General features: G+C 47.8%; 25 protein-coding genes and 1 riboswitch. Of the genes, 8 read left to right on the forward strand and 17 right to left on the reverse strand.

What is annotated here, in order from left to right:
* Positions 1-208: 208 nt before the first annotated feature.
* From MNQ98_RS24980 to MNQ98_RS24990, 3 genes are read right to left on the reverse strand one after another with little or no spacing between them, the layout of a single operon-like run.
* The gene (locus MNQ98_RS24980; protein WP_241930652.1) at positions 209-1,015 is read right to left on the reverse strand and encodes an energy-coupling factor transporter transmembrane component T family protein; all 807 of its coding nucleotides are present in this window, start codon (positions 1,013-1,015) and stop codon (positions 209-211) included.
* The gene (locus MNQ98_RS24985) at positions 1,012-2,775 is read right to left on the reverse strand and encodes an ABC transporter ATP-binding protein (RefSeq protein WP_481856674.1); all 1,764 of its coding nucleotides are present in this window, start codon (positions 2,773-2,775) and stop codon (positions 1,012-1,014) included. Before MNQ98_RS24985 ends, MNQ98_RS24980 begins: the two co-directional genes overlap by 4 nt.
* Positions 2,768-3,397 carry an ECF transporter S component gene (locus MNQ98_RS24990; protein WP_208917887.1) on the reverse strand — a complete coding sequence of 210 codons (630 nt, stop codon included), beginning with the start codon at positions 3,395-3,397 and terminating at the stop codon, positions 2,768-2,770. Before MNQ98_RS24990 ends, MNQ98_RS24985 begins: the two co-directional genes overlap by 8 nt.
* Before the next feature lie 86 nt (positions 3,398-3,483).
* Positions 3,484-3,598, reverse strand: a riboswitch (TPP riboswitch).
* Between the two features lie 167 nt (positions 3,599-3,765).
* Between MNQ98_RS24990 and asd the strand changes: the two genes are divergently transcribed.
* Positions 3,766-4,569, forward strand: a complete 804-nt coding sequence (gene asd / locus MNQ98_RS24995; RefSeq protein WP_241930653.1) for an archaetidylserine decarboxylase — start codon at positions 3,766-3,768, stop codon at positions 4,567-4,569.
* Positions 4,570-4,572: 3 nt separating this feature from the next.
* Here asd and MNQ98_RS25000 read toward each other — a convergent pair whose 3' ends face one another.
* The 3 genes from MNQ98_RS25000 to pdxR form a co-directional block, all read right to left on the reverse strand.
* Positions 4,573-5,436 carry an SDR family oxidoreductase gene (locus tag MNQ98_RS25000; RefSeq protein WP_347272234.1) on the reverse strand — a complete coding sequence of 288 codons (864 nt, stop codon included), beginning with the start codon at positions 5,434-5,436 and terminating at the stop codon, positions 4,573-4,575.
* A 433-nt stretch (positions 5,437-5,869) separates the two neighbouring features.
* On the reverse strand, positions 5,870-6,655 hold the full coding sequence (locus MNQ98_RS25005) for a helix-turn-helix domain-containing protein (protein ID WP_241930654.1): 786 nt from the start codon (positions 6,653-6,655) through the stop codon (positions 5,870-5,872).
* 66 nt (positions 6,656-6,721) lie between these two features.
* Positions 6,722-8,176, reverse strand: a complete 1,455-nt coding sequence (pdxR, locus tag MNQ98_RS25010) for a MocR-like pyridoxine biosynthesis transcription factor PdxR (protein ID WP_241930655.1) — start codon at positions 8,174-8,176, stop codon at positions 6,722-6,724.
* Positions 8,177-8,291: 115 nt separating this feature from the next.
* Here pdxR and MNQ98_RS25015 point away from each other — a divergent pair, with 115 nt between their 5' ends.
* The 3 genes from MNQ98_RS25015 (at position 8,292) to MNQ98_RS25025 (ending at position 10,576) form a co-directional block, all read left to right on the forward strand.
* The gene (locus MNQ98_RS25015; protein ID WP_241930656.1) at positions 8,292-8,912 is read left to right on the forward strand and encodes a pyridoxamine 5'-phosphate oxidase family protein; all 621 of its coding nucleotides are present in this window, start codon (positions 8,292-8,294) and stop codon (positions 8,910-8,912) included.
* A 109-nt stretch (positions 8,913-9,021) separates the two neighbouring features.
* Positions 9,022-10,320 (forward strand): aminotransferase class I/II-fold pyridoxal phosphate-dependent enzyme, encoded by a 1,299-nt coding sequence (locus MNQ98_RS25020; protein ID WP_241930657.1) that lies wholly within the window; start codon positions 9,022-9,024, stop codon positions 10,318-10,320.
* Positions 10,321-10,465: 145 nt separating this feature from the next.
* The gene (locus MNQ98_RS25025; protein WP_241930658.1) at positions 10,466-10,576 is read left to right on the forward strand and encodes a YjcZ family sporulation protein; all 111 of its coding nucleotides are present in this window, start codon (positions 10,466-10,468) and stop codon (positions 10,574-10,576) included.
* 130 nt (positions 10,577-10,706) lie between these two features.
* Here the strand turns inward: MNQ98_RS25025 and MNQ98_RS25030 are convergent, their stop codons facing one another.
* The 5 genes from MNQ98_RS25030 to MNQ98_RS25050 all read right to left on the reverse strand — a co-directional run bounded on the left by MNQ98_RS25030 (position 10,707) and on the right by MNQ98_RS25050 (position 15,685).
* The gene (locus MNQ98_RS25030) at positions 10,707-11,930 is read right to left on the reverse strand and encodes an ABC transporter permease (protein WP_241930659.1); all 1,224 of its coding nucleotides are present in this window, start codon (positions 11,928-11,930) and stop codon (positions 10,707-10,709) included.
* On the reverse strand, positions 11,927-12,679 hold the full coding sequence (locus MNQ98_RS25035) for an ABC transporter ATP-binding protein (RefSeq protein ID WP_241930660.1): 753 nt from the start codon (positions 12,677-12,679) through the stop codon (positions 11,927-11,929). Before MNQ98_RS25035 ends, MNQ98_RS25030 begins: the two co-directional genes overlap by 4 nt.
* Before the next feature lie 159 nt (positions 12,680-12,838).
* Positions 12,839-14,203 carry a DEAD/DEAH box helicase gene (locus tag MNQ98_RS25040; RefSeq protein WP_241930661.1) on the reverse strand — a complete coding sequence of 455 codons (1,365 nt, stop codon included), beginning with the start codon at positions 14,201-14,203 and terminating at the stop codon, positions 12,839-12,841.
* 168 nt (positions 14,204-14,371) lie between these two features.
* Positions 14,372-15,145 carry an SDR family NAD(P)-dependent oxidoreductase gene (locus MNQ98_RS25045; protein ID WP_241930662.1) on the reverse strand — a complete coding sequence of 258 codons (774 nt, stop codon included), beginning with the start codon at positions 15,143-15,145 and terminating at the stop codon, positions 14,372-14,374.
* 81 nt (positions 15,146-15,226) lie between these two features.
* Positions 15,227-15,685 carry a chemotaxis protein CheX gene (locus tag MNQ98_RS25050; protein ID WP_241930663.1) on the reverse strand — a complete coding sequence of 153 codons (459 nt, stop codon included), beginning with the start codon at positions 15,683-15,685 and terminating at the stop codon, positions 15,227-15,229.
* Between the two features lie 400 nt (positions 15,686-16,085).
* Here MNQ98_RS25050 and MNQ98_RS25055 point away from each other — a divergent pair, with 400 nt between their 5' ends.
* Together MNQ98_RS25055 and MNQ98_RS25060 are read left to right on the forward strand one after the other, a co-directional pair.
* The gene (locus tag MNQ98_RS25055; RefSeq protein ID WP_241930664.1) at positions 16,086-16,988 is read left to right on the forward strand and encodes a LysR family transcriptional regulator; all 903 of its coding nucleotides are present in this window, start codon (positions 16,086-16,088) and stop codon (positions 16,986-16,988) included.
* Between the two features lie 30 nt (positions 16,989-17,018).
* Entirely contained in the window at positions 17,019-17,828 is an 810-nt protein-coding gene (locus MNQ98_RS25060) for a histidinol-phosphatase (protein WP_241930665.1), read from the forward strand.
* A 218-nt stretch (positions 17,829-18,046) separates the two neighbouring features.
* On the opposite strand, the gene MNQ98_RS25065 is transcribed toward MNQ98_RS25060, so the two are convergent.
* Complete coding sequence (locus MNQ98_RS25065) at positions 18,047-18,949, reverse strand: metallophosphoesterase (RefSeq protein WP_241930666.1); 903 nt, start codon at positions 18,947-18,949, stop codon at positions 18,047-18,049.
* 85 nt (positions 18,950-19,034) lie between these two features.
* On the opposite strand from MNQ98_RS25065, the gene MNQ98_RS25070 reads away from it, so the two are divergent.
* The gene (locus MNQ98_RS25070) at positions 19,035-20,414 is read left to right on the forward strand and encodes an aldehyde dehydrogenase (RefSeq protein ID WP_241930667.1); all 1,380 of its coding nucleotides are present in this window, start codon (positions 19,035-19,037) and stop codon (positions 20,412-20,414) included.
* Positions 20,415-20,880: 466 nt separating this feature from the next.
* On the opposite strand, the gene MNQ98_RS25075 is transcribed toward MNQ98_RS25070, so the two are convergent.
* The 4 genes from MNQ98_RS25075 to MNQ98_RS25090 form a co-directional block, all read right to left on the reverse strand.
* Positions 20,881-21,687 carry an AAC(3) family N-acetyltransferase gene (locus MNQ98_RS25075; protein ID WP_241934038.1) on the reverse strand — a complete coding sequence of 269 codons (807 nt, stop codon included), beginning with the start codon at positions 21,685-21,687 and terminating at the stop codon, positions 20,881-20,883.
* 119 nt (positions 21,688-21,806) lie between these two features.
* Entirely contained in the window at positions 21,807-22,571 is a 765-nt protein-coding gene (gene sdhB / locus MNQ98_RS25080; protein WP_208917871.1) for a succinate dehydrogenase iron-sulfur subunit, read from the reverse strand.
* Between the two features lie 15 nt (positions 22,572-22,586).
* Positions 22,587-24,329 carry a succinate dehydrogenase flavoprotein subunit gene (sdhA, locus tag MNQ98_RS25085; protein ID WP_241930668.1) on the reverse strand — a complete coding sequence of 581 codons (1,743 nt, stop codon included), beginning with the start codon at positions 24,327-24,329 and terminating at the stop codon, positions 22,587-22,589.
* A 15-nt stretch (positions 24,330-24,344) separates the two neighbouring features.
* Positions 24,345-25,013, reverse strand: a complete 669-nt coding sequence (locus MNQ98_RS25090) for a succinate dehydrogenase cytochrome b558 subunit (protein WP_241934039.1) — start codon at positions 25,011-25,013, stop codon at positions 24,345-24,347.
* Between the two features lie 244 nt (positions 25,014-25,257).
* Here MNQ98_RS25090 and MNQ98_RS25095 point away from each other — a divergent pair, with 244 nt between their 5' ends.
* Positions 25,258-26,169, forward strand: a complete 912-nt coding sequence (locus tag MNQ98_RS25095) for a LysR family transcriptional regulator (protein WP_241934040.1) — start codon at positions 25,258-25,260, stop codon at positions 26,167-26,169.
* 81 nt (positions 26,170-26,250) lie between these two features.
* Here the strand turns inward: MNQ98_RS25095 and MNQ98_RS25100 are convergent, their stop codons facing one another.
* Positions 26,251-26,916: a potassium channel family protein gene (locus tag MNQ98_RS25100; RefSeq protein ID WP_241930669.1), complete on the reverse strand. Its 666-nt coding sequence runs from the start codon at positions 26,914-26,916 to the stop codon at positions 26,251-26,253.
* Positions 26,917-26,927 lie beyond the last annotated feature (11 nt).

Below are 26,927 nucleotides of genomic sequence, written 5' to 3' on the forward strand. Positions count from 1 at the left end.
CTATAGTAAAATCGTTACTATTTTATCATATATTATATTGATTTGGTATTATATTCCTATCACTCCTTCTAGTAAAATAGGCACACTTCCCACGGTTTACGCAGAACTTCACGAAAAAAAGCGGAGCCCACCGAGATTTCGGCAAGCTCCGCTTTATACGGTAGCAGGAAAGTATTTACATGCAGTTTAGCACTATCTATTTCCAAAATCAATTAAATCGCACATCGCCGATCCCGAACCACGGATACCGAATGGCAATGGCATAGGCCCCACAAGCAGCTCCTGCCAGCAGAAGGACGATGAGCACATCATACACCGTGAACCGGGACACATAATAGTAGGTTCTATGTTTACCGGCCTCCCCGTTAAACTTCTTGGCCTCCATGGCAGCCGCCACCCGGTGGGCCCTTCGGATGCTCTGGGCAAGCAGCGGAACAGCATACATTCCGGCTCTATGCACCACGCCTCTAACTCCCCGTATGGGCCTTAGACCACGAATCTGAAGTGCCTGACGGCGGGCCAAATATTCCTCCCACACCATCGGCAGCAGCCGGATGGAAGCCATGAAGCTGTAAGCATATTTGGGGGCAAGTTTCAGCTTCTGCATCAATCCGTAAAACAGATCTACTGAGGACGTTGTTGTTACGAATAGAAGACCCTCAGCCGCAAACGTGATTCCTTTAAACCCAAGATGCAGCCCCCGATAGAAACTTTCTTCCGACACACGGAACAATCCCCATTCCCACCATATATTCTCGCCCCGACCAAACAGCATCATCGAGGAAGATGAAGATAGAAACGCAATCGTAAACGGAAGGAAGAACAGAAGCATTTTCCAAGGCTTTATGCCACTTAAGACCAACAGACATACGGTAAAAATAACAGCTTGATACATGACAAAATCAATATCATGTGTCAACACGGTCGTTAAGAATAGTCCCATCAGCACCCCAAGCTTTATGACCGGATTCGCACGGTGCAGCCAGGTCAGCCGATCCGGTTTCCAGAAGTTCATCGGCTCACCCCCGATAATATCAAGCTGCGTTCCCCCGGAATCTGAGCGGATCTGTTTTCACCTATGGGACTGGCCTTCAATCTGGAAGAAGCCTGCTGCGAAATAATCTTCCCCTTCTGGACTTCCCATATATGAGTTGCCGCTTGTTGGGCAATTTGCATCTCATGGGTTACCATCAGAATAGCTGTACCTGCCTGGCGCAATTCTTCACACATCTCTAAAATGGAGAACGTATTCCGCGCATCCTGTCCAAACGTCGGCTCATCTAGCAGCAGCACCTCCGGTTCTCGTGCCATCGCGGTCGCTACGCTTAGCCTTCGCTTTTGACCGGTGGACAACTGATAAGGATGACGCTGCTCTAACCCACTAAGCCCGAATCGCTTCAGGGCGTCACGCGCAACCAGTTCTGCCTCTTCCAGCGGTATTCCATCCACAAGAAGAGAATAGGCCACTTCATCCAAAACACGTTCTGTGACGAATTGAAGCTCTGGATTTTGGAAGACAAAGCCGATTCGCCCCAGCATTCCTTGCCGGAGTTTTCGTTCCTTTCTCTTTTTCCCTGGCGGGACAATATCTCCACCAAGACGGTATTCCCCTTCCGCCCTAAGCAGTCCCATCAGACCGAGCAGCAGTGAGCTTTTACCTGCTCCGTTCGGCCCGATGACGGCTGCGAATTCGCCCGGATAAACCGTAGCTTTATCAACTGCCACAACCGGCTGCCCTTTACGGAGCACCGTGAAATCGCTCAGTTCAAGTACCGGGTCCTGATTCACTACCCCCACATGGAATTGTTCCTGTTCTCCACCATGCCATCCCGTAATTCCGCTGATATTTCCGCTACCCGAATTTGTGGATAACTCTCTTATATGGGCTGCGCTGACCACACACAGACCTTCCACATCTATATCTTCACATAATTCCGTCCTTACCGTTACCGAAGTTAACGATCGAAAGGTTTCCGCCCCGGTAGGAGATCCGGCATAGTCGTCCCATACGCCAGGATACCAGATGCCGTATTCCGTTAACTCTTTCTGAAATGCGGTAAACACGACCTCGGGGCTTCCCTGGCCCAGAATCACGCCATCCGGGCCAAACAGCACCACCCGGTCCACATAAGCTGCCATTTCTTCAATCCGGTGTTCTACAATAATGAGCGTCCGTCCATCTGAAACGGACTTCACAGCTTCCCAAATCTGTTCCCGGCCTTCCGGATCCAGCAGCGCTGAAGGCTCATCCAGAAACAACACCTCCGGTTGAAGGAGCAGCGCCGATGCGAGTGCAAGACGCTGTTTCATCCCCTGGGAAAGATGGCTGATCGGAATATGTAAATTTTCTAAGCGCAAGCCAACGGAACTTAATACTTCTTGCATCCGGCCAATCATCTCTTCCTGTGGTACACAAAGGTTTTCGAGCACAAAGGCCAGTTCTTCATCCACATACGGCATGCAAAACTGGGTGTCCGGATCTTGAAACACATACGCCCAAGAAGACGGAATCCGCTGATCCGAGCATTTCATCGGGACCTCTATCGCATGGGGTATCATCCCGCTGAGTACCTGAAGCAATGTGGATTTACCGCATCCGCTCGGTCCGAGCAGAAGCACCTTTTCCCCTTTTTGGGCAGCAAAAGACAGATCTTTAAACACCAGCCGATCTTCACCCGGAAATTTCAGTCGCAGCCCTTCCACATACAATGAATGGGATGGTACCATTCCTTCGCCAGCACTCGCTGAATGCTGATCACCTGGGTTCTCACACATGGCGCGGATCATCCAGAGCTTCATAATCTTTGGCTGAAGCAGGTCGAAGCAGTGAGGTTACACCTGTCCGCTCCAATGCCTTGGCCAAAGCGAACATCAGAAGTCCTGCAATCAACGCACCGCTCGCAACACGCATGCTGTACTTGGCAACAAACATCCACCACACATAATTGTCTGTATAAGCTAAATAGAAATCCATCACCATCGAACCGATTGCAGACGCTGCACCGGCCAGAGCAACAGTCCAGGCAGCATGTTTCCGGTAACGGAAGGCGGCAAATACCAGCTCCGCTCCCAGACCCTGTATGATACCGTACAGAAGCAGATTCAATCCCCAGCCGCTTCCGAACAGTACTTCAACATGCGCAGCTGCAAGCTCTGCAATTAATGCTACCCCTGGCTTGCGAATCAACAGAAATGCAAGCGGAGCTGCTGCGAACCACATGCCGTACAGCATCTCATCCGCCTCAAAAAATAACGGCTTAAACAGGCTGTATACCGAACCCCAGAAATGGTATACCACACCTAGAACAAGCGAGACCAGAACCGTAACGAGAATATCACTAAGCCGCAGTCCCCTTCTAACATTTCCATTCTTTTTTGCTTCAACACCAGATTGCATCACAGCTTCTCCCCTCTTACCCCAAATTGAATTAACAAACACGACAAAAAACCGTCTGGAAAATATGCGCAGACGGAAAATAGGCCCTATCAGGGTCGGATATTCTCTACGCTGGCATTACCCAGTTCAGATTAACGGTCAGCAGCGGGATCAACATCTGCAGTCTCAGCCTGATTCACTCAAGCCCCCGTATTCCCTATTCGGTTTTAAGCTGACTTTAAAATACACCAGTCCTTCCTGAATTTGCAAGCCCCTTTTTTTCAAAATCCCCTTTTTATTGATTTAGCCCTTATTCTATGTCAATATAATGCAGAGTGCGCATACATCCAAAAACGCTATTTGTTAATGCAAGCACAAAGGAGAATTACATGGCTAAACAATTACTGAGGCTAATGACAGAACTCTCTTCCCGAAAGTGGGTATCCCGCATCATGGGTAGCTTTTCCCACAGCAGATGGAGCCGTTATCTCATACCAACGTTTATACGAATATATAAAATTCCCGCCCATGAGGCTGAAAAAGAAATACATGAATACCGTTCGCTAAACGAATTTTTTTCCCGCCGTCTAAAAATGGGCATGCGCGCAATCGATGAAACAGCGAGCGCCATGACCAGTCCTGTTGACGCCCTTATCACAGGCATGGGCCCCGTCAAAGCGGGAACCATTTTGAACGTAAAGGGCCAGGATTATACCGTCGACGAATTGCTGAACCATTCTCCACGGATGGGGAACTATCTTAATGGCTATGTATTCGTGCTTTACTTGAGTCCTACCGACTACCACCGGATTCATTCCCCGGTAACCGGTAAGAAAGCAGAAAGCGAACATCTCCGGGGCAAGGTGTATCCGGTGAACGATTTTGCGCTCACCAATATCCGAAATGTACTCAGCCGCAACGAAAGACTCATTACATATATCAGGCATGAACACGGCGAAGTGGCCGTTGTTAAGGTTGGCGCTATGAATGTCAGCAGTATTCGTTATACCGACGAGAAGACGAATGAATGGCGCAATGGCGATGACCTCGCCTACTTTGAATTCGGCTCTACCGTCGTCCTACTAACAAAGAACGGAACCTTCACGCCTCGTGGTGATCTAAAGCTCGGGGACAAGGTTAAGATGGGAGAATTGCTTGGCCTGCTCCACGAGCCGCCAGCCAAGAACTCCTGAATTTCAGCGCTTCCTGCTCAGCGTTTTCAACACGATGCGCTGGAACATCCGGTAAGGCAGCAGCAGCTTGGCTGTAACGGTCATACGGGTGCCCTTCGGCAGCCGATATCTGAATCGGGGAGATTTCATCCGTGCGATTTCCCCCACCAGATGGGCCACCTCTCGTGGGTCGCCACTGCTTTCGGCGGTTGCTTTTGAGAAATTCAGCACATCATCCAGCATAGCCCTATAGGGAGATCCCTCTTGTGCGCTAATATCGCTAAACCCTTTACTCCATATGGCTGTACCATACGCACCGGGTTCGATCAGCACCACATCGATTCCTAACGGCTGAAGCTCCAGTGAGAGGCATTCACCAAATCCTTCTACAGCGAACTTTGAGGAGGCATATGGTCCGTAACCCGGAAATCCGACTACTCCGCTAATACTACTCATAAAAATAATTCTGCCTTTTCCTGTTCTGCGTATGAGTGGGAGGGCGGCTTGTGTCACAGATACGGTTCCGAAGAAATTCACATCCATCTGTTTCCTCCATGCTTCAAGCGGCACCTCTTCTACAAATCCGCCAACGGCCTCACCCGCATTGTTCACAAGAAGATCCAAACGCCCCCATAACTTCTCAACTTCAAGTACAGCGTTCTTTACCAATTCCGGCTCGCATATATCCAGCGTGACCACATGAATCCGTGATTCCAATCCTGCTTCCCTTGCTAAGCTGAGCAGTCTGTCCGAGCCTTCCGGCCTTCGCATTCCCGCCGCCACCTGGTATCCCTGTCCCGCCAATTCCAGACATATCAGAAGTCCGAAGCCGCTGGAAGCCCCTGTTACGAACGCTGTTTTCCCTGTTAACTCCCCCATTGTTCCCATCCGTTCTCTCCTTCAGACCTTGATTGTTCCAGTGCTATAATTCCCTACGTTCTATCTATCTTAGTATCCGCCATACATAGATTCAATAGCATACCAACCAAGAAGAAACGCCTTCGGCATCCTACGTGAAACATATAAATCAAATATTTCAAAAAAGCACCCCGCTATGTTCGAAGGTAGGATAATTCCACCCGGGAAATAACGAAGGTGCTGAAATGTATTATGAATGAATTAGAACCACAAATCCTTTTCAGGCTTCGTATTCTTAATCCGACGCAAACGGTTTCTAAAAATGCCACAGCCTCCGCAACTACAAATCAGGCTGCGCATCCGTCTTCTTTGGCTCATTGCCGGTACCCCCCTCTCTGTCTTTCCAAGACCTTATTCGGAGTATTCCCCTTACAATTTCCCCGTGAACCAGAGCTATCCTGCTTTAGCGAACCTCCGAAGGACTTCTCCCCGTGTACTGCTTGAACTGGCGGCTGAAAAAGAAAATATCCCTATATCCGAGAGCATCAGCCACCTCCGTCACATTCATTCCCTGGTGGAGCAATAGATGCTGAGCCCGCTCTATCCTCATTTTGATAATATATGACTGTACCGGCGTGCCGATAAGCTCCTTGAACTTAATCGAAAAATAGCGTGGAGACAGCCCGGCCCTTGCCGCCAGATCTTCAACCCGGTGCGGTATACCCGGATGCAGGCGGACGTAATTGGCAATCTCATGAATCGCTTCAGTCAGATGATTGCTCGCTTTCTTGATCACCGGTGAATCACGGTCTTCCCTGAGCAGGTAGATCATCAGTTGTTTTAAAATGACTTTTCCTTCTTCTTCTGCCCCGTAAGGTTGATCAAGGTACAGCCGAACGTATCTGGCAAGCAAATATTCAAAATCCATTGTCTCGTTCAGCCTCCGGTAAGGCGCCGGCACCTCGCTGACAGGATCGGTAACATCAAAATGTATGTAGGTTAGAACTAACGGCTTCTGAGGGTTATGTGTGGCACTCGTATGATCACCAGGGTAGAACAGGAAACAGCTTCCTTTTCCTACCTCAAATGGCTTGTCATTAAGCACTACGGTCCCTTCCCCGCTCCACACGTAAAACAAGTCGTAATTTTGCATCGGCTTTTCGCGCTTTTGCCACTTCCACCCCGGTTCGCAGGCGATTTTGGCCAAGGCGGGCTTGATTACAAAAGAAGACAGCGATGCATTCAGCATCACGTCACTCCCCCTTGTCTCTCCAAAGTTAATCTATCTCTCTATCACCATGATACTCCTTTTTTTTTACTTTTGCATGTCCTCCCATGCGAGAGCCATTCGAGAGACACCTCTTGCAATTTGTTCTTCATTCAGATGGGAGAATCCGAAGCATGCCGCCAGGGAGCCGGGGGAAAGCCGGTATACAGCCGCATCCCTGAATTCCACGCCTCTCTTGCGTGCAGCCTTCTTAAAAAGCTCATACGTCTCACCATCATGAAGCCATTTCGCATAGACATGCAAACCCGCATCACCCGGTTCCAGCTGAAACAAATGTGTTGCCTTTTCCTCCATTTGACTGCAAAAAAACCGATGTCGCCCTCCATACAGCCGGGTCATCCGGCGCAGATGACGACTGTAGGCTCCCCTTGATATAAAAAGAGACAAGGCACGCTGCTCCAACAGTGACGATGACACTGGCTCATACAATGCCTTGGCGGCGATCACCGGCTTCACCAACGCCTTTGGAAGAACGGCGTATCCAAGACGCAAGCCGAGGAACATCGTCTTGGAGAAAGATCCAATAAAGATCACATGCCCTCCGTCATCCAGTGCTTTAAGCGGCTCCATTGGACGACCGCCCCAGCGAAATTCGCTATCATAATCATCCTCAATAATGATCGCTTGATGAATCCTTGCCCAATTCAACAGTTCTCTCCGTCGTTCTAAAGACAGTACAGCTCCAGTTGGATATTGACGGCTCGGTGTGACAAATAAGAGTTTTGCATTCCAGTCCTCCGGAATAAGACCAGACCTGTCTACCTCCGCTGGCACAATGATTCCGCCGCAAGATTGTACAGCATTTTTTATCCCATGATATCCGGGATTTTCAAGGACGACCGGATCGCCCGAATTTATTAATAATTGAGAGAGAAGGACAATACCCTGCATCGATCCGCTGAAAATAACGATATGATCAGCATCCGCCTGGATTCCCCGGGTAAATCTCAAATGTCCGGCAATCGCCCGGCGGAGTTCCATATGGCCGGCAGAGAACGATTCCCGAGATATTCCCTCTTTCGCTTCATTGGCTGCGTGACCTAAAAAACTTTTCCATTCCGTATACGGGAAATTTTCGGAAGCCACCCGCTCTCCTGTAAATGCTATGAGCTCTTCCGCACTCCCTTCAGTCTGACCACTTGGAGATGACATCATCTCTAATACACGTTGTCCCCATGTGGATAACATCGGACCGCTGTTTATAGGCTCGATCTCTTTGTTTGAAAGCGAAGCTCCCCTTGCCACATAAGTTCCGCTGCCTGTCATAGCGTTCACGTAACCTTCGGCAAGAAGCATATCATAACTTTGTGCAGCCGAACCCCGCGACATTCCATACTGCCGGGCAAGCTCACGTGTTGCAGGCAGCCTTGTTCCCTCCGGCAGAGTACCGTTAATAATCGCATCCCGCAAAGCATGATATAAGGCCAAATATTTATACCGATACTTCTCCAAGTAGGAATCAATGGGTAGACCAAGCTCCATGGCTGCCCCTCCTGTCGTTAAATGGACTTATTTAATTAATGTATATTGGCTCTTTTTTCTTGTCAATCTTCCCCGTATGCTGGATGAAATTATAAAAAAAGGGAGATTAACAACCATGCGAAGAAATGAGTTTATGGTGGAGGATCCAACGGAAGTTGAACAATTTTTGGCGGAGATGAGTTTCGGGTTTCTCGGTACTGTTGATGAATCCGGCTGTCCACGAGTCACTCCTCTTAATTTTGTGTTTGTGGAAGGTGCTTTTTATTATCATGGAAGTCAAGCCGGGGAGAAGATGGACCACCTGTTTCGAAATCCCAAAGTCAGTTTCAGTGTTGCGGATGAATACGCGCTGATTCCGTCTTATTTCTCCAATCCCGATATGGCCTGCCCGGCCACTGCATTTTTCAAAAGTGTTACCGCCAGCGGAGATGCCGTTGTTGTACAAGATCTCGAGGAAAAAGCAAGGGCTCTGGGCGCTTTTATGCTCAAGCTTCAGCCTGAAGGAGGGTATGATCCGATTAACGCCGAAGATCCACGTTATGTTCCACAGTTGAAGGGGGTTGCGTTGATCAAGCTGGTTCCGACCAAGATGTCAGCCAAGTTCAAATTCGGGCAAAACTTAAAAAAACGCAGGATGGACAAAGTCCTAGACGGTCTGAAAAACCGTGATGAGAACCGGGATACCCTTACAGCTGAGCTGATATGCAAATACCATCCTTCCACGCCTGAAACATGACCTTTTCCGTGACGCTTTCACGGTGAAGTGTTATAATATTAGGCAATGAAATCGTAAATGAGAGATACTGCACCTTAACCCAAAGTATTCGGAAGGATGGAATCAACTCATGAACCCATTGGCTGGACAATTGAACGAAAGCATCAAAGCAGGAAGTCCTCATGTGTATGACATGCTGTCTAATCTTGGAAGAGAAATTTATTTTCCTAAAGAAGGCATTCTGAGTCAATCGGCGGAAGCGTCAAGTCATGCCAAAAAATATAACGCCACGATCGGTATTGCCACAGAAGGCGGAATCCCGATGCATCTGGGAGTCATTCAAGATAAACTGTCGGCTTTTCAGCCGAAGGATCTTTACAGTTATGCCCCACCTGCAGGAAAACCTGAACTGCGTTCCGTATGGCGAAACAAGATGATTCAGGAAAATCCGTCTCTTGAAGGTAAAAGCTTTAGTAACCCCGTTGTTACCAACGCTCTAACCCATGGACTGAGCATCGTTGCGGACTTGTTTGTGAATGAAGGCGATGCAGTCGTATATCCGGATAAGAACTGGGAGAACTATGAGCTCACCTTCGGCATCCGTCGTCATGGTGTTACCGTGAACTACCCTCTATTCACAGAAGACATGAAATTTAATGCTGCGGGCCTTCGCGAAGCGCTCCTGAGCCAGAAGGACAAAGGCAAAGCCATCGTGCTTCTGAACTTCCCGAACAATCCGACAGGGTATACGCCAGGAGCTGAAGAAGGCGAAGCGATCATCGCCGCTATTCTGGAAGCTGCTGAAGCTGGTGTCAACGTCGTTGCCGTAACAGATGACGCATACTTCGGTCTGTTCTTCGAAGATTCACTTAAAGAATCTCTCTTCGGACGTCTTGCTGATCTTCATCCACGTGTGTTGGCCGTGAAGATCGACGGAGCCACCAAGGAAGAATTCGTATGGGGCTTCCGCGTCGGCTTTATAACTTTCGCAGCCGAAGACAAAGACGTGTTGTCCGCCCTAGAGCAGAAAACACTCGGAATCATTCGGGCAACGATCTCAAGCGGTTCCCATCCTTCCCAGACCTTTGTGCTTGATGCGCTGAAGTCGCCGGAGTTTGAACAGCAGAAACATGAGAAGTTTAATATTATGAAAGGCCGTGCGAACAAGGTCAAATCTCTTCTCGATAGCGGCAAATACGGTGATGTATGGGAATACTACCCGTTCAACTCCGGATATTTCATGTGTCTTAAGCTGAACGACGTTTCAGCCGAAGAGCTCCGCACACATCTGATTCATGAATATGGCGTCGGAACTATCGCCTTGGGCGAACATGATCTCCGGATTGCCTTCTCTTGTATCGAAGAGGAGCATCTGGAAGACCTGTTTGATCTTGTTTACAAAGGCATTCAGGACCTGAAGCAAGCATAAGAACTTCCTCTATATATAAACAACGTAAGACCGGGATTTCCCGGTCTTATTTTTATTTGTAAATAAACACTTGCCCATACCGCTGGGCACCCGCTGACATACAATACCGTGTACCAATAACCACGAAAGTGAAAGGGGAATGAACATGGGTGCAGTTGAAGAAACAAGATGTGGATTTGGCGGATGCGGAAGCGTAGGAAGCATTCTGGTGCTCTTTATCCTTCTCGTCATCATCACCAGTACTTTCTGGATATAATAGCAACATCTTAAATATAAAAGTTTTCTATTCCATCAACATAAAAAACTCATCATAAAAGGGGCATCTCACAAGGTACGTCGACCTGTGAGATGCCCCTCTGTTGTTGTTAGACACTGCCTCTTTAAATCTATAATTCGTCGTCCTCGTCTTCCTTGCGCCCCCTTCTCATGGCCGCGAAACGGAACAAGATAACGACCATAACCCCACAAACGCCCGTTCCAAGTACGAGTCCCGGCGTTATCGTAAGTGAAGCAAGCAGCGGAAGCCACATGAGTACCGCCCATAACAGCTGTACCTGGAACACGAGCTTCACCTCGTTAACCCGACGCGTGCCTTCCGGCAGAGGATATACATGTAACCAGAAGGATTCATGATGAAGTTTGCGTAGAGACGAGAGCTGCAGACCGGCTATCATCAAGCTGACCAAATAAACGGCACTTGAGGCAAGGCTATCGCGTGTCCACCAGACAAGCAATGCTCCGAGAACACCTACACGGATCAGAATGCCAAAGATATCACTGCGGACTAAGCTTTTAACCAGCAAGTAGCGATAAGCCGTATCTTTACGCCAAGGAATCCCTCGTCCAGAGCGGGACAGCCATTTCCGGGCATACACCCGCTGTTCCCGCTGAGGAACATTAACAAACCAGCTCAGTACCATCATTACCCGGCCTGCTTGCCTTTTTTCCACTTGAATGAGCCGCTCCCAGGCTACCGAATGCTTTGCCGGGATAGCTAAGGATGCGAAGTAGGCCGCACTGATCAGAATGATAAATATTAGACTGCGCAGACTCGGATACCATAACCATGATGCTATGGTGAGTCCAATAACAGCCCATCGCAGCGCTCGGTAAGCAGCAGCAGAACTCCGAGAGGTCATGCTCAGTTCCTTCCAACTTCCATAGCTGGATAGAAGTTTCAGACCGATGAGCACAAGAATGGTAGCCATCAGCGGCTTATGAAACAGATCACTTCGTATGTAGAGTGGCCATAAGGTGAGCACCACAAGGATCAGGCCGGCTATTTTGTATATGCTACCTCCTACCCAGCCCTTGAAAAAATACTGATTCATTCTTGATTCCTGTGGCAAAAGAAACACGGTATCCGCATGTTGAAGATACGTCCGGACACTGCTATTTACCGTCAACGGGAAAAGAACAGCAAGCATAATCCACCTTGTCGGAAATGCCGGCGGGATATTCTGTACTAACGAGGTGTACCAAGCCGAAAAGGCAATCAGCACAAACAAAAAGACAACCGCTACACCACTTTGAATGACGTATCCGAGATAAGGTAGAACCTCACCCCAGAATTGACTTCGTCTTTTGGCATATAACTCCCGTAGGTTCATCCGCCATTCCCACCTTGAATGAGAGCATAGAACAGCTCTTCGAGCGGAAGTCCCGGCTTCCCGGCCTGCTGGGCCACTTCCTGAAGCGTTCCTTGCGCGATGATTTTTCCTTGGTGCAGGACGATAAACCGGTCACAATAATTCTCAATGGTAGACAAAATATGTGAGCTGAGGAGCACCGAAGAACCCGTTGCCTTAAGCTCGAGCATAAAGTCAAGCAGCGAGCGGATACCGAGCGGATCGAGTCCCAAAAATGGCTCATCTATAATGTATAGTGATGGTCTTGCGACAAATGCACACATAATCATGACCTTTTGCCGCATTCCCTTGGATAGGTGGGCCGACAAGCTGTCCATCTTATCCTCCATACGAAACATGCTGGATAGCTGTTCAGCACGACGCTCATACTCTTCACGGGAAACACCGTACGATCTTGCCGTAAATTCAAGATGCTCCCTCACTGTCATCTCCTCGTAAAGGAGCGGTGACTCCGGCACAAAGGCCAGCGCGCCATGATAATCCTCGGCGTTCTCTTCCCGTGTTTGACCTTGGACCCGGACCTCTCCTTTTTGCGGTTTCATAAGCCCGAGGATATGCTTCATCGTCGTGCTCTTACCCGCCCCGTTCAATCCAATCAGTCCCACCATTTCTCCTGGCTTGACGTTAAAAGAGATCTCATGAAGCACAGGGCGGTTCAAGCTATACCCCCCGCTTAATCCTTGGACGGACAATACCGAATTCTCCTTCATTCCTCTTCACCCCATTTTAAACAGCGCCTCCCTCAGACAAGGTCGATAAGCACTGAATAATGACATTCAAATTAATTATATCGTGTACATACACGCTTAACTGGTATAAGGATTGGCTAATTCCTAATAACAACCCTGCTTGTCATCCGAAAAGAGCCGTTATCCGCGTGGAGGCTTGTTCTTCAACCATTTTGGCGCGCCTTTGTTCTTGCGGTCACGTTCCCGCTCACTCTGCCGTTCTTGTGAGACCTTGCCCACTGAACCCCGGGTATCGGTCTTTCTGGAAGTCTTCTCTGGTCTTCCAGGGCTCTGACGAGCTGTTTTTTCTCTGCCCGCACCCTCAACAGAGCTTTCGCGCGGAGAACGTCCGACACTGGAAACAGATGCCCTTGCGGACCGCACCTTACCACCGAACATCGCCTTCTCCTCAATCGAAATACCCAGCTCACGGTTAAATTTTCGCATAATAAACGTTTGCCGATCGGTTACGATGGAGATGACCATACCGCTGCGCCCCATCCGTCCGGTCCGACCAGCACGGTGAGTGTAATGCTCGGAGTCTATCGGAGGATCATAATTAATGACCATACCAAGACCCTCGATATCAAGTCCTCTTGCCGCCACATCACTCGCTACAAGCAGCTGTGTGCGGCCTTCGCGGAAGGCGTTCAGCACCCGGCTACGTGTCATTTTATCCGCATCACCATATAAAGCCGCAGCATTAAGACCCGAAAAATTCAACTTGGCCTCAACCTCGCCAAGATCAGCCGTTGCGTTCACAAACACAATGGCCCGCTCTGGTTTATAATGGCGAACAACGCGCCGCACCATATCGATCCGGTCCCGGTCTTCGCTCACAAAATAGTAGTGTTCCAGCGCTGAAGGCGTCCGTAGCTCAGGATCGATACCGATCTCGATCGGTTGGTCCATTTCCCGCTTAACCAGTGCAGCCGTTTCTGGACTGACGGTAGCCGATAGAAAGACGAGCTGCCGGTCGCGCATTGCACTACGCAAAATCCGTTCCACGTCGCCTGCTGCTCCGAGATTAAATACCTGGTCCACTTCGTCTATGACGATGGTGGTGACGGCATGCATTTTGAGCTTTTTAATTTCAATCAGCTCGCGCACCCGGCCCGGCGTACCTACGATCAGCTGAGGATGCAGCTTCAGCTTTTCCAGCTGCCGTTTTGCCGATGCTCCCCCAATAAGGCCAAGCACACCAATGCCTCTCTGTTCCCCGTATCGCTCACCCTCCCGCACAATCTGGATCGCAAGCTCCTGGGTCGGCGCCAGAATCACTTTCTGAACGGCTTTGCTATCGGGATCAATGCTCTGCAGTACAGGCAGCAAATACGCTAAGGTCTTACCGGTTCCTGTCTGGGAAGTTGCCAGAACATCTTTTCCCTCTAGCACTTGCGGAATCGCCTCAGCCTGTACCGGAGAAGGCGTATGTATTCCAAACTCACCCAAGCGGGTGGCTAAATCCTCGGCAATGCCGAGTGTCATAAATGTAGTAGAAGTCATAGGTTCGTCCATCCTTTATCTTTGAGTCTTGTTCACTCATGTTTCATTATATGCTAAAACAGAAGTTCCCACCAAATGAAGCTCGAACTATATATTCCATTATTCCATTAAACTTGAAAAAACCGACTCTCAAAGAGCCGGCCCCATAGCTTAACAAAGTAATTATTGTTATTTTTTGTTCATCCACCGGTAAGACAGGCGATCAGCTAGGCGCGGAAACAAATGATAAAGCCTTATGCCGGCACCGGCCAGACGCGGAAGATCAATCTCTTCCTTGTGTTTATGTATCAACTTGACAATGCGCCGGGAAACATATTCCGCCTTCATCATAAACCAGCCTACGTTTTTCACATAACCGCCGCTCGGATCAGCGAGTGAAAAAAACGGTGTATCAATCGGCCCCGGGTTTACCGCTGAGACGGTAATTCCCGTACCCCGAAGCTCTTGGCGCAGTGAATTCGTCAAACCGAGAACCGCGTGCTTGGTTGCAGAGTACGCGGTTGACTTAGCTGTACCGATCTTTCCGGCCATCGAAGCAATATTAACGATTTGTCCACTCTTTCGCTGCAGCATACCGGGTAGAACAGCCTGCGTACATCGAACAATACCCATATAATTTACATTCATCATATCTTCAAACTGTTCCTGTGAGGTGTCCGTAAACGACTCAAAAATCCCGTAACCGGCATTATTCAGAAGAACATCTACTCTGCCGTGTTTTTGATGTATCTGATCAAATACAATCTTTACCTGTTCTGCATCCCGTACGTCGAGCAACACCAGCTCATAAGGACCCTTCATCCGGCTGCCAACCTCTTTCAAGCGTTCTTCCGACCGGCCTGCGAGAACCACATAAGCCCCCTCATTCGACAACATCTCAGCGGTAATCGCACCAATGCCGCTGGATGCTCCCGTAACAACAATCACTTTGTTCTCAAGCATGATATCTTCCTCTCTACAGTCCGACGGGTGAACATTTGCAAGTCTTGGCCGTTTGCGAAGGACTGCTATGATTACTCTATTCTAAGAAATCATGACTTGAATATCCAGTTCGCCGATCCCGTCCATCATAAGTGGAATACTCAATGCTTTTTTTTGGGCAAACTGGGTTACATTCACCGATCTGATGACCTTTGGAGGAGAAATGTCCACATTTACCCCTTGATTGGATAAAATTGTGCTCGCATTACCGCTGATCATGTTACCAAGTTCCGAAATCGCACTCTGCCCCATCTCGTCCATTTCCGTCAGAATATATCCGCCCATCATTACAGAAACCATACGCAGGGCAACTTGCTCCTGCAGTCCAAACACAATATCACCGCTCATTTGACCCGTCATGCCAATCTGAATCCATATATGATTATCGATTAACGAAATCTCCTTAACCCCGAGATTGCCCGTGGAAGGTGAAACCTGTATGACCTGCTCAATGACGTGACATGCGGATTCTAAAAAAGGATTGATGACTTCCGCTTTCATTCCCGATTTATCCCCTTTCACTGGGTTGATGGTCAGGGTCCCAAAGTCCCAATTATTAGTTAAGGCCATTATAATGGATACCCTGCAATAAATCATCATAAATTAACAATCAAGGACTGTGTATCAACTAAAAATCTGGCACTTTGTAGATAAACACCGATAAAAAGTAAGGCCTTTAGTCGTAGTCCTATAATATCAGTCTTTAATATTATCGGTTTTTATCCCTCACATTTTACAATTAAATATTAGAAAATATTAATTAGAACCCCCTGTTGCCTTAAAAACCGGAACATTAGCGGCTTCACATTGCCCCGGTATTCATAATCACCTATAATTTAAATTAATAAGATTACATCGTTTGGAAGGCACGGAAAAATGAAATCAGGTCAGGAGGACGGTCATGAACATTAGCCAATTGGAAACACTCATCACCATCTCCAAAACAATGAGCTTTCGAAAAGCGGGGGAATTGCTTAATTTGACCCAGCCAGCCGTTTCGGCCCAAATCAAAAGTCTCGAAGATGAATTCAAAACCGTGCTTGTTGACCGCAGTCAGCCTGTAACACTGACGGACCGGGGTCAGGTGTTCGTAGAACACGCAGAACATATCCTCAGAATCGTAGACGAACTGAAGCAAAGGTTGGCCGACCTGGACCAGACCCCCCAAGGGCATATCCGGCTCGGAACCACAACTTCGATTGCGATTCAGATTTTGCCGAGAGTGCTGTCTTATTTTCAGGATCAGTTTCCATATATCAAAACAACGATTCAGTCCATGGCCTCTTCGCAAATTTATCACAGCGTTGAGAACAACCTAATCGACATCGGGATCGGGTACCTAATCGAACGGAACCCCAACGTAAACTCTTCCATTCTTTTCTATGACTCTTTTGAATTGGTCGTATCTCCACAGCATCCTCTGGCCAAATCAAGAAAAGCGGGTATCGAAGTGCTCGGTCAGACTCCTTTAATCCTGCTAACTCAGGATACTGTGGGTCGCAGATTTGCCGATGATGTCATGAAATCACATGGAGTAAACCCTCAAGTTGTCATGGAGCTGTCAAGCAGCGAGGAGATTAAGCGGATGGTCGAGATCAATCTCGGCGCCGCCATTATATCCAAACAGTCTGTATCTACAGAGCTTCGGAACGGAACGCTTCAAATCGTTCCTCTTTCGGAGCTGGAAGTCAGCCATCCCGTTGGTGTTATTTATAAGAGCGGAAGATACGTCAGTTCGGCTATGCGTCAATTTATCAGTGATTTGAAGGGGATGCCGGAAACCCAGTTCATCAGTAGCGAATGAGCATTTCAACTTTCTTTCAAGGAGGACATCATGAAATTCGATCTGCACACTCACCATTTCCGCTGCGGACATGCAGACGGAAACATCAGGGAATACGTTGAGGCGGCAATTGGTGCCGGCCTTAAGGTCATTGGTATATCAGACCATACTCCTTATTTTGGGAGCCCAGAAGAACAGCCCTTTCCTTTCATTGCCATGGGTAAAGCTGAGATCGCCAATTATGTGAACGAAGTTCTTCAATTGAAGCAAGAGTACGAGGGAAAAATCGATGTGCTTCTTGGAATTGAATCGGATTTTTTCCCTGAGCATGCAGAAACATACCGTCAAGCCCTTTCCCTCTATCCTTTCGACTACATCATTGGCTCTGTCCATCAGGTGAGCGGTGTCAGTATTTTCAACAAGAATCGTTGGAAAGGATTTACGCCAAAGCAAAAGATAGCCGAAAAAGAGGAGTATTTCTCACTCATTCGTCAATCGGCCCAGAGCGGCATGTTCCAGATTCTTGGACATATCGATGCCATGAAAGGTAACTATCCATCGTTTACGGACATTTTGACTGAAGATGCGCTGGAAGAAACCCTTAAGGTGATTGCGGAATGTGGAGTCGCTATTGAGATCAACACCTCAGGCAAAACAAAAATGTGCGGTGGCTGGTATCCTTCTAATGAAATATTAGAACGGGCACATTACCATGGTGTCGAGGTTACATTTGGATCAGACGCCCATAAGCCTTCCAGGGTAGGGGAAGATTTCGAAGAAGTTGCTGCCGTACTGAAAGATATCGGTTTTACAAAGTGGGTATATTACAAGCAGAAGATGAAGGTGACCGTGCCTCTTTAATTAGAGGCTCCGGTCGTCCTTCCGTTTTGTATACACAAAAAAAAGAGGACCCGGAAATCCGGGTCCTAAACAAGATATATATTCTCAAAAGGGGGTCATGTGATAAGTGTACCCTGCTGCTGTTAGAGTTTGATAACAGGTATATTTCAATTGTGTAACAAAAGGTGAAACTTGCAAAATGTAACTCGTATCCCCTCCTAAATACTTCCCTTCTTAGGTTATATCCTACTTTTTCTCAAAGTCAAAATGGTAAGCTCCGGCTTACACAGAAACCGGAAAGGCAGGCGGGTCGTTCCGATCCCTCTGTTTACATAGAGTGACATGCGTGAGTTTCCTATCGTATACAGTCCCTTGACGTACTTTTTGGAGCCTGGGGGTGTAATAACCTCCCCGATCCACGGCAAACGGATCTGCCCACCATGGCTGTGACCGGACAGCTGCAGATCAAAGTGATACTGGGCTGCCCAATCGGCATAATCCGGCTCGTGCATCATGAGCAATGTGTACATTTTCTCCGGGATTCCCTTCAGCGCCTTTTCTGGATCAGGTGATCCTAGTAACTGGTCATCCAAACCGGCGACAGCCATGTGTCCGCCATTTCGTTTCAACAGCATATGTTCGTTGCGCAGCACGGTAAACCCCGCCTTTTCCTGAAGCGAGATGAGCCGTTTCACATCGTCAAAATCATGGTTCCCCACAATGGACAGCACACCCAGAGGTGCCTTTAGCGCAGAAAACGGATCGACAGCTTCTACCATGGCATCTACCGGACCGTCTACCATATCACCAGTAAAACAGATCAGATCAGGACGTTCCCGGTTGATGGTACTCACTATTTTTTTCGCATCTTTGGCATCCGTCTGGAACCCTAAATGAAGGTCGCTGAAATGAGCAATTTTCATCCCGTCAAAAGCTTCTGGCAGCCGTTTCTGATGCAGCGTAATCCTGATAATCTCCAGCATTTTGGGCTCAAGCAGCGAAGCGTAGCCCCCAGCTGCAAGTCCCGCTCCAATCAGGACAGATGTACTCAGCTTTAGAAACTGCCGCCGGGTTAAGGTGTAAGGAGGCTTGTCCCCAACCTTTTGATCTGAAACTTCCGTGAGATCCGGATCATTTTTCATTTTGGAGCAGCCTCCTTTATAATCTATTAGAGAGCATCATTAACCATAGGTTTTACACATGGTAGAGAGAGGAGCTCGTTCACCTATGATCGTTAACGATTCTATTGAGGAATTAGTTCTAGACCAGCGCCGTTATTTCAAGTCGGGAGCATCCAGGGATGTAAGTTTCCGCATCGAACAGCTTAACAAACTGCGCAGTGCTTTAATTTCGAAGGAAGAAGAGGTTTTAAGCGCGCTACGTAAGGATTTAAATAAGAGTGAGCAGGAAGCATTCACAACTGAAATCGGTATTGTATATAAAGAGCTGTCCTACGTTATAAAAAATATCCGCAAATGGGCAAAACCCCGTCGGGTAAAAACCGCACTGACACACGTCGGAAGCCGGGGAAAAATCCACCCTGAGCCGTATGGTACTGTTCTTATTATCTCTCCATGGAATTATCCATGGCAGCTCGCTATAGCTCCGCTGATCGGGGCATTGGCAGCAGGCAATACAGCCATTATTAAACCATCAGAGCTGACACCTACCGTTTCCGGTGTTATCTCGTCTCTAATCAAGGAGACCTTCCCTGAGCAGTATGTAGCGGTTGTAGAAGGCGGCCCGGATACGAGTACCCGTCTGCTGGAACAACCGATGGATTATATTTTTTTCACAGGCAGTATCCCAGTCGGCAAAATCGTCATGCAGGCAGCCGCCAAAAATCTCATTCCCGTCACATTGGAGCTTGGCGGCAAAAGCCCTTGCATCGTTCATGAAGATGCCCCGCTGGAACTCACCGCAAAGCGAATCATTTTCGGTAAATTTACCAACGCGGGACAGACCTGTATTGCTCCAGATTACCTGTTGGTGCATCACAGTGTAAAGGAACAGCTTTTGGGCCATATGAGGGAAGCGATCACCGATTTTTACGGCGATTCTCCCCTTTCTAATTCGGATTATGGCCAGATCGTATCAGAGAAGCATTTTCAGCGTCTCTCCGATTTCCTGAATAACGGATCCATCCGTCATGGTGGCAAAAGTGATGCAGGCAAGCTGCTCATTGAACCTACTCTGCTGGATGATATCACTTGGAACATGCCGGTCATGCAGGAAGAAATATTCGGCCCGATTTTCCCTATATTAACTTACGATCATCTGGATGAAGTGATTGCCGCGGTCAATGCTAGACCCAAGCCGCTTGCCCTTTATCTGTTTAGCAAGGACTCTGGTGTTCAGAACAAAATTCTGTCTAACATTTCCTTCGGCGGAGGTTGTGTTAATGATACACTTATGCATCTGGCTACTCCTCACCTTCCATTCGGAGGCGTGGGTGAAAGCGGAATGGGCGCCTATCACGGCGAACACAGTTTCCAGACCTTCTCACATATGAAAAGTGTCCTGCGACAGACGAATATGTTTGACTTTTCTTTCCGCTATCCCGGCAAGAATGGGCTGAATCTGCTGCGGAAGCTGATGAAGCCTTAAACGATGGGGTGCTCGAGCTGATTGCCCAATCAGATCATAATATATTGAATGTAGAAACCTTTTCCTTCGTAATGTGGTAGCTCGTTACTTCCATTTTTCCAAAGGAAGGGGGTTTTTTTTGCCTCGTCACCAAAGTTAGTGCTTGACGATTATTAAATCGAATTGGTTGCAAGTACTCTTGATAAATTTAATGATATATCTAACATCTCAATGGGCTGCTACTATGGTCAAACATGATATAAGTGATTAGTAATTCTGTATGTTATACAACATTGGGCGAGCAGAATGCTCGAGCCCGCTGATATTGTTGTAGATTCTACAACAATCCCATTTAGAAAGAGGTAAATAACAGATTTTCTATCCCCTATTGTTGTATTGCATGCAACAAATCGTTCTTCATCGCTGTATCATGGAATAAAGTTGCGCTTTATACAACTTTCACTGCTAGATTATATGAGTATTTATATCATGCCTTCCGATTCGCCTCTATCCACTTTACAGCATAATCGACCATGATGCGCTGCTGTGCCAGTACACAGGTGCTGTTGTGCACGCTCCCCCGGGTATAGCCATCAGGACAATCGCGTTCAAAATCAGCCCCTGCTTGTTCAAAATCATCCGAATCAAAGTTGATGTCGCTGAATTCCTCCCATACCGTTCTGCCGCCTTCTCTTCTTACCGGAGCATTTGCTGTTATCTTTTGTTTTCCCTGCCAAGCTCCCCGATACTCCGCCAGATGAAAGGATGTATTATTCTCATAGCTCGTTCCTAGCATCAAGACATAAGCTCCCAGTTCATAAAGCTTAGCGAGAGGCGATTGTTCCCCCAAACTGTCAGACAGTGGATGTGATTGTGTGACAGCCTCCGCATTTTTACCTCTTGCCGCAAAAGATACATGTGGATGGGCGCTCCGAAGAACATCCGACTGTGTCCGGAACGTTTCCGGAATTTGACCCATACCGGATGTGAGCGTGAAATCTTTATCATAGGGTGGCATGGAATCCCGAATCAGCTGCCACCACTTGGGATCCGCCGGAGGATTTCTCCATGTGGATGGGTCGGTCAAGTCAGCGGAATGCGTTGGCATAACCAATGTTCCTTCTTCCCCCAGCAACTCCTCCAAGGCCATAATGACCGCTTCTGCTCCACCAACGATCCAACCTCCCACACTCTTTAAAGAGGAGTGAACCAATAGCATCATTCCGGGTCTGATCCCAAGACGTCTTAGATCATTAGCTAAATCTTCAATAGTCACTGGTTTTTCAACAATCATCATTTTCTCTCCTCTTTCAGACTTAATCAATAAAGGTATAATATAACATTTCATAAAAAAAAGAGCACTTGTCCTCTTTCCACCAATGGACAAATGCTCTTCAATATCATCAAGTCTTGTTATACGCTCAACCAACGTTTGAACAGATGCTTGGTCGTATCTTTATTCATCTCGGCAATAGATGTTGTGAGTGGAATGCCTTTCGGACAGGAACGTACACAGTTTTGCGAGTTACCGCATCCTTCAATGCCTCCGTCCTCCATCAGTGCATCCAAGCGCTCTTCCTTGTTCATCTCGCCAGTTGGATGGGCGTTAAAGAGACGAACTTGTGAGATAGCTGCCGGACCGATAAAATCAGTCTTCTCATTGACGTTCGGGCATGCCTCAAGGCATACACCGCATGTCATACATTTGGACAGCTCATAAGCCCATTGACGCTTCTTCTCAGGCATCCGCGGTCCTGCACCGAGATCATAGGTGCCGTCAATCGGAATCCAGGCTTTAACCTTCTTAAGCGCCGTAAACATCCGGCTGCGGTCAATAACCAAATCGCGCACGACTGGAAAAGTCTTCATCGGCTGAATTCGAATCGGCTGTTCCAGCTTATCGATGAGCGCAGCACAAGCCTGACGCGGCTTGCCATTAATCACCATGGAGCAGGCACCGCAAACTTCCTCGAGGCAGTTGGAATCCCAACATACCGGAGTAGTCGACTGACCTTGAGCATTTTTCGGATTACGCTGAATTTCCATCAATGCACTAATTACGTTCATGCCGGGGCGGTACGGAAGTTCGAATTCCTCAGTATAGGCTTTCGTCTCCGGGCTGTCCTGGCGGGTAATTAAAAATTTGACGTTCTTCGAGGCTGCTGTGGTTTGAGCCATGTCAAATCCCCCTTCTTACTTTTCTTTCGAATAGTCGCGAATACGCGGCGGGATCAAGGAAACATCCACTTCTTCATACGAAATCTGTGGTCCGTCCGGTGTCCAAGTCGCTTTCGTTGTCTTCAAAAACTCCTCGTCAATACGATCTGGGAAATCAGGCTTGTAGTGAGCTCCACGGCTCTCGTTACGCAGAAGCGCTCCTAGAGTCATCGCCTCAGCAAGCTCAAGCATGTTCCACAACTGGCGGGTAAACGCTGCACCCTGGTTGTTCCAGCGGGAAGTATCCGTCATGTTGATTTTTTTATAACGCTGCTTCAGTTCTTTAATCTTGCCAATTGTCGCTTCCAGCTTGTCATTGTAGCGAACAACGGTCATATTGTTGGTCATCCACTCGCCCAGCTCTTTATGCAGTACATAAGCGTTTTCTGTGCCCTGCATTTTCAAGAGGCCATCGAATTTAGCGGATTGCTCTTTCGCAGCCCGATCAAAAATTGCGGACGAAACATCCTGAGACGATTTCTTCAAACCTTTAACATACTCAATTGCTTTCGGTCCGGCTACCATACCGCCATAGATAGCGGATACGAGAGAGTTTGCACCCAATCGGTTGGCACCGTGATATTGGTACTCACATTCTCCGGCAGCAAACAACCCAGGAATATTCGTCATCTGATTGTAATCAACCCACATGCCACCCATGGAGTAATGAACTCCTGGGAAGATTTTCATAGGGATCTTACGCGGGTCATCTCCCATAAATTTCTCATAAATCTCGATGATGCCCCCGAGTTTTACATCAAGCTCCTTAGGGTCTTTATGAGAAAGGTCCAGATAAACCATGTTCTCTCCGTTAATTCCTAGTCCCTGATCGACGCAAACGTTGAATATTTCTCGTGTCGCAATATCCCGCGGCACCAAGTTACCATAAGCAGGATACTTCTCTTCAAGGAAGTACCAAGGTTTGCCTTCCTTATACGTCCAGATGCGGCCACCTTCACCACGCGCGGATTCAGACATGAGGCGCAGCTTATCATCGCCTGGAATCGCTGTCGGATGAATCTGAATGAATTCTCCGTTCGCATAATGTACACCTTGCTGATACACAGCGCTCGCTGCAGTACCGGTATTAATAACGGAGTTCGTCGTCTTGCCGAAAATAATACCTGGACCACCACTTGCTAGAATAACCGCGTCGCCCGGGAATGTACGGATTTCCATCGAACGCAGATCTTGAGCTGAGATACCGCGGCATACGCCTTCATCATCAATGACAGCGTTCAGGAACTCCCAGTTCTCATACTTCGTTACTAGACCGGCTGTTTCCCAGCGGCGAACCTGCTCATCAAGTGCGTACAGAAGCTGCTGGCCTGTCGTAGCACCTGCATATGCTGTACGGTGATGTTTCGTACCACCGAAACGACGGAAATCGAGCAACCCTTCTGGAGTCCGGTTGAACATAACCCCCATCCGGTCCATCAGGTGAATAATACCTGGTGCTGCATCACACATCGCTTTAATCGGTGGCTGGTTTGCCAAAAAGTCACCGCCATATACAGAATCATCAAAATGCTCCCAAGGAGAGTCGCCTTCCCCTTTTGTATTAACGGCTCCGTTAATTCCGCCCTGTGCGCACACGGAGTGGGAACGTTTAACAGGTACCAGTGAGAATAAATGAACGTGAGCTCCAGCTTCTGCTGCCTTGATGGTTGCCATCAAACCAGCTAATCCACCGCCCACCACAATAATGTTAGATGCCATTTCTGTTCACTCCCCTTAGCTCAAAACTGTCTTAAACATATCAATAAAAGCTGTCGCCGCCTGGAACTCGGAGTTCTTGAATGCGGTCATGGCAAGAATAAACAATACGCTCATAAGGACGAACAAACCCAGGCAGATGTATGAAGATACACGCTGCGCACGCGGACCAACCGTAATGCCCCAGCTAACGAGGAATGCCCACAGTCCGTTCGCGAAGTGGAAAGTTGCCGAGATAATCCCGATCACATACAGTACATACAGGATTGGATTGTTAACAATACCATGTATAACTGCACCTAACTCATCGTGTGTGATATTGCCCATTGCGATCTGGAAACGTGTATCGTACATATGCCAGATGATAAATACAAACGTAATAACACCGGTAATCCGCTGCAGTGTAAAGCGAATGTTCCGCTCATAGTTGTAGTTGCCGACGTTGTTATTTGCTTGATAGGCGATGTACAAACCGTAAACGCCATGATACATAAGCGGCAGCCAAATCAGGAACAACTCCAGGAAAAATATGAGCGGTAGGCCGTTTATAAATTGGACACCTTTATCAAAGCCTTCCTTTCCACCATCGAAAGCCTTAAAGTTGGTAATCATATGAGTAAGCAAGAAGGCTCCGAGCGGTATGATACCAAGCAAAGAATGCAGCTTTCTGGAATAATACCCTTTCATCAGTTGACGTTCCCCTTTCCGATGTGTAGCGTTTTCATTAAGTCTCATCATAATTCATTACACTCATACCATCTATCCACTAAACGCATACAACGACAAAATGTCCCCCATTTCGCACATTCTGTGAACATCCTGTGTCATATTTCATGTTACTCCTTTTTCTCTTATAATGGAATTGCAATATAATTATTAATCGTTATACTCTATACGCATAAGCTAAATTTAATATAGGATGTGAAAAATGTTGTTCGAAGAATTGGACGTGTTCGCTATTGTCGTAGAGCAGTCAAGCTTAAACAAAGCTTCCAAATTGCTGAACCTTTCCCAGCCTGCCCTTTCCCGTAAAATCTCCAAACTCGAAGGCGAACTCGGCGTCCAGCTATTTAATCGGCGCGGAAAGCGGCTCGAGCTTACCTCCATCGGCCAGCTTGCCTACACCTATGCTCTGGAACAGCGCCAGCAACAGTTGAAATTCATGCAGACACTTGCACATTATCGTGTGGAAGATCAGATTACCATCTCGCTCGGAGCCAGCCTGACAACACTTCAAACAACGCTGCCTCCCTTAGTGAATGCATTTATGGAACGTCATCCTACAGCTGAAATTAAACTAATTACAGGCAAGACACATGAAATCGTATCATCCGTTCGTGACAAACGAGTGGAAGTCGGCATCGTTGCATCATCCATTAATCAGCCTGGCTTAAACTGCATTCCGCTATTCGACGATCATCTTGAACTTGTGCTGCCGATTACGCATCCTATGGCTGAAAGCCAAGAGGTCGGAATTGAACAGCTTCAAGGCTTGCCCATGATCATCTTCTCAACAGGTACTTGGTACCGGAAGCTGACCGATGATCTGTTTCACCGCTGGGGGATCATGCCTGACATCCGTATGGAGATCGACTCCTTCGAAGCGATTGTACGTCTCATCCCCACCTGTAAAGCGGCCGCACTCCTCCCCAAGTCCTATCTTCGCCCGCAGTTGCTGTCGGATAATGGACTTGTTGACATCCACATTCCCGCTCTAATCGAGACACGTCGAACGACCAGTCTCATCTACGGAAATCCCTCTGAGCTCAGCAATGCCGCCAGCCGTTGGATTGCTGAGACTGAAACGTTGTTCCGTAAACTTGAAGAGGACAAAAACCAATAACCTGACGAGAGAAATACGTCAGGTTATTGGCTTTATATGTCGATGTTATACCAGCTATTGATATAGATAAATCCTTAGTTTCTACATATTAACGACTTCGCCCTCAAAGCGATCGATGTTCTCTTTCGATCCTATAACAACCATAATATCGCCTGCACGCAAAATATCCATCGCGGTCGGAGCCACTATCACACCCGAACGTTGATTCAATGCCACAACACTGATCCCGTAACGGACACGGGTATTCAGTTCATTAAGTGTTTTGCCATCCATGCAGTCCGTCACCGTCATTTCCACGATCCGGTAGTCCTTGGAAAGTTCAATGTAATCCAGAAGGTTCGGCGTAACAAGCTGATGCGCAACTCTTATTCCCATATCTCTCTCCGGAAAAATTACCCGGTCAACACCCAGCTTTTCCAATGCCCGGCCGTGCAATACGGATATTGCCTTGGCAACGACGGTGGCTACACCTGACTCCTTCAGAAGAATTGCCGCCAAAATACTCGTCTGGATCTCGTCACCTATTGCTACAATGCCGCAATCAAAGTTCCGTATTCCGAGTGATTTAAGTACTTCCTCATCCGTCGCATCGGCAACCACGGTATGGGTGAGGAACTCACTCATATCCTCGACCACTTCTTCATCCCGGTCGATCCCGAGTACCTCATAACCTAAATCCATCAGCTCAAGCGCCAGACTTGATCCGAATCGCCCGAGCCCTATTACCACAAACTGCTTCGCTTTCATTTCTCAGCCAA

Source organism: Paenibacillus sp. N3/727 (assembly GCF_022637315.1).
Lineage (GTDB): Bacteria > Bacillota > Bacilli > Paenibacillales > Paenibacillaceae > Paenibacillus_AQ > Paenibacillus_AQ uliginis.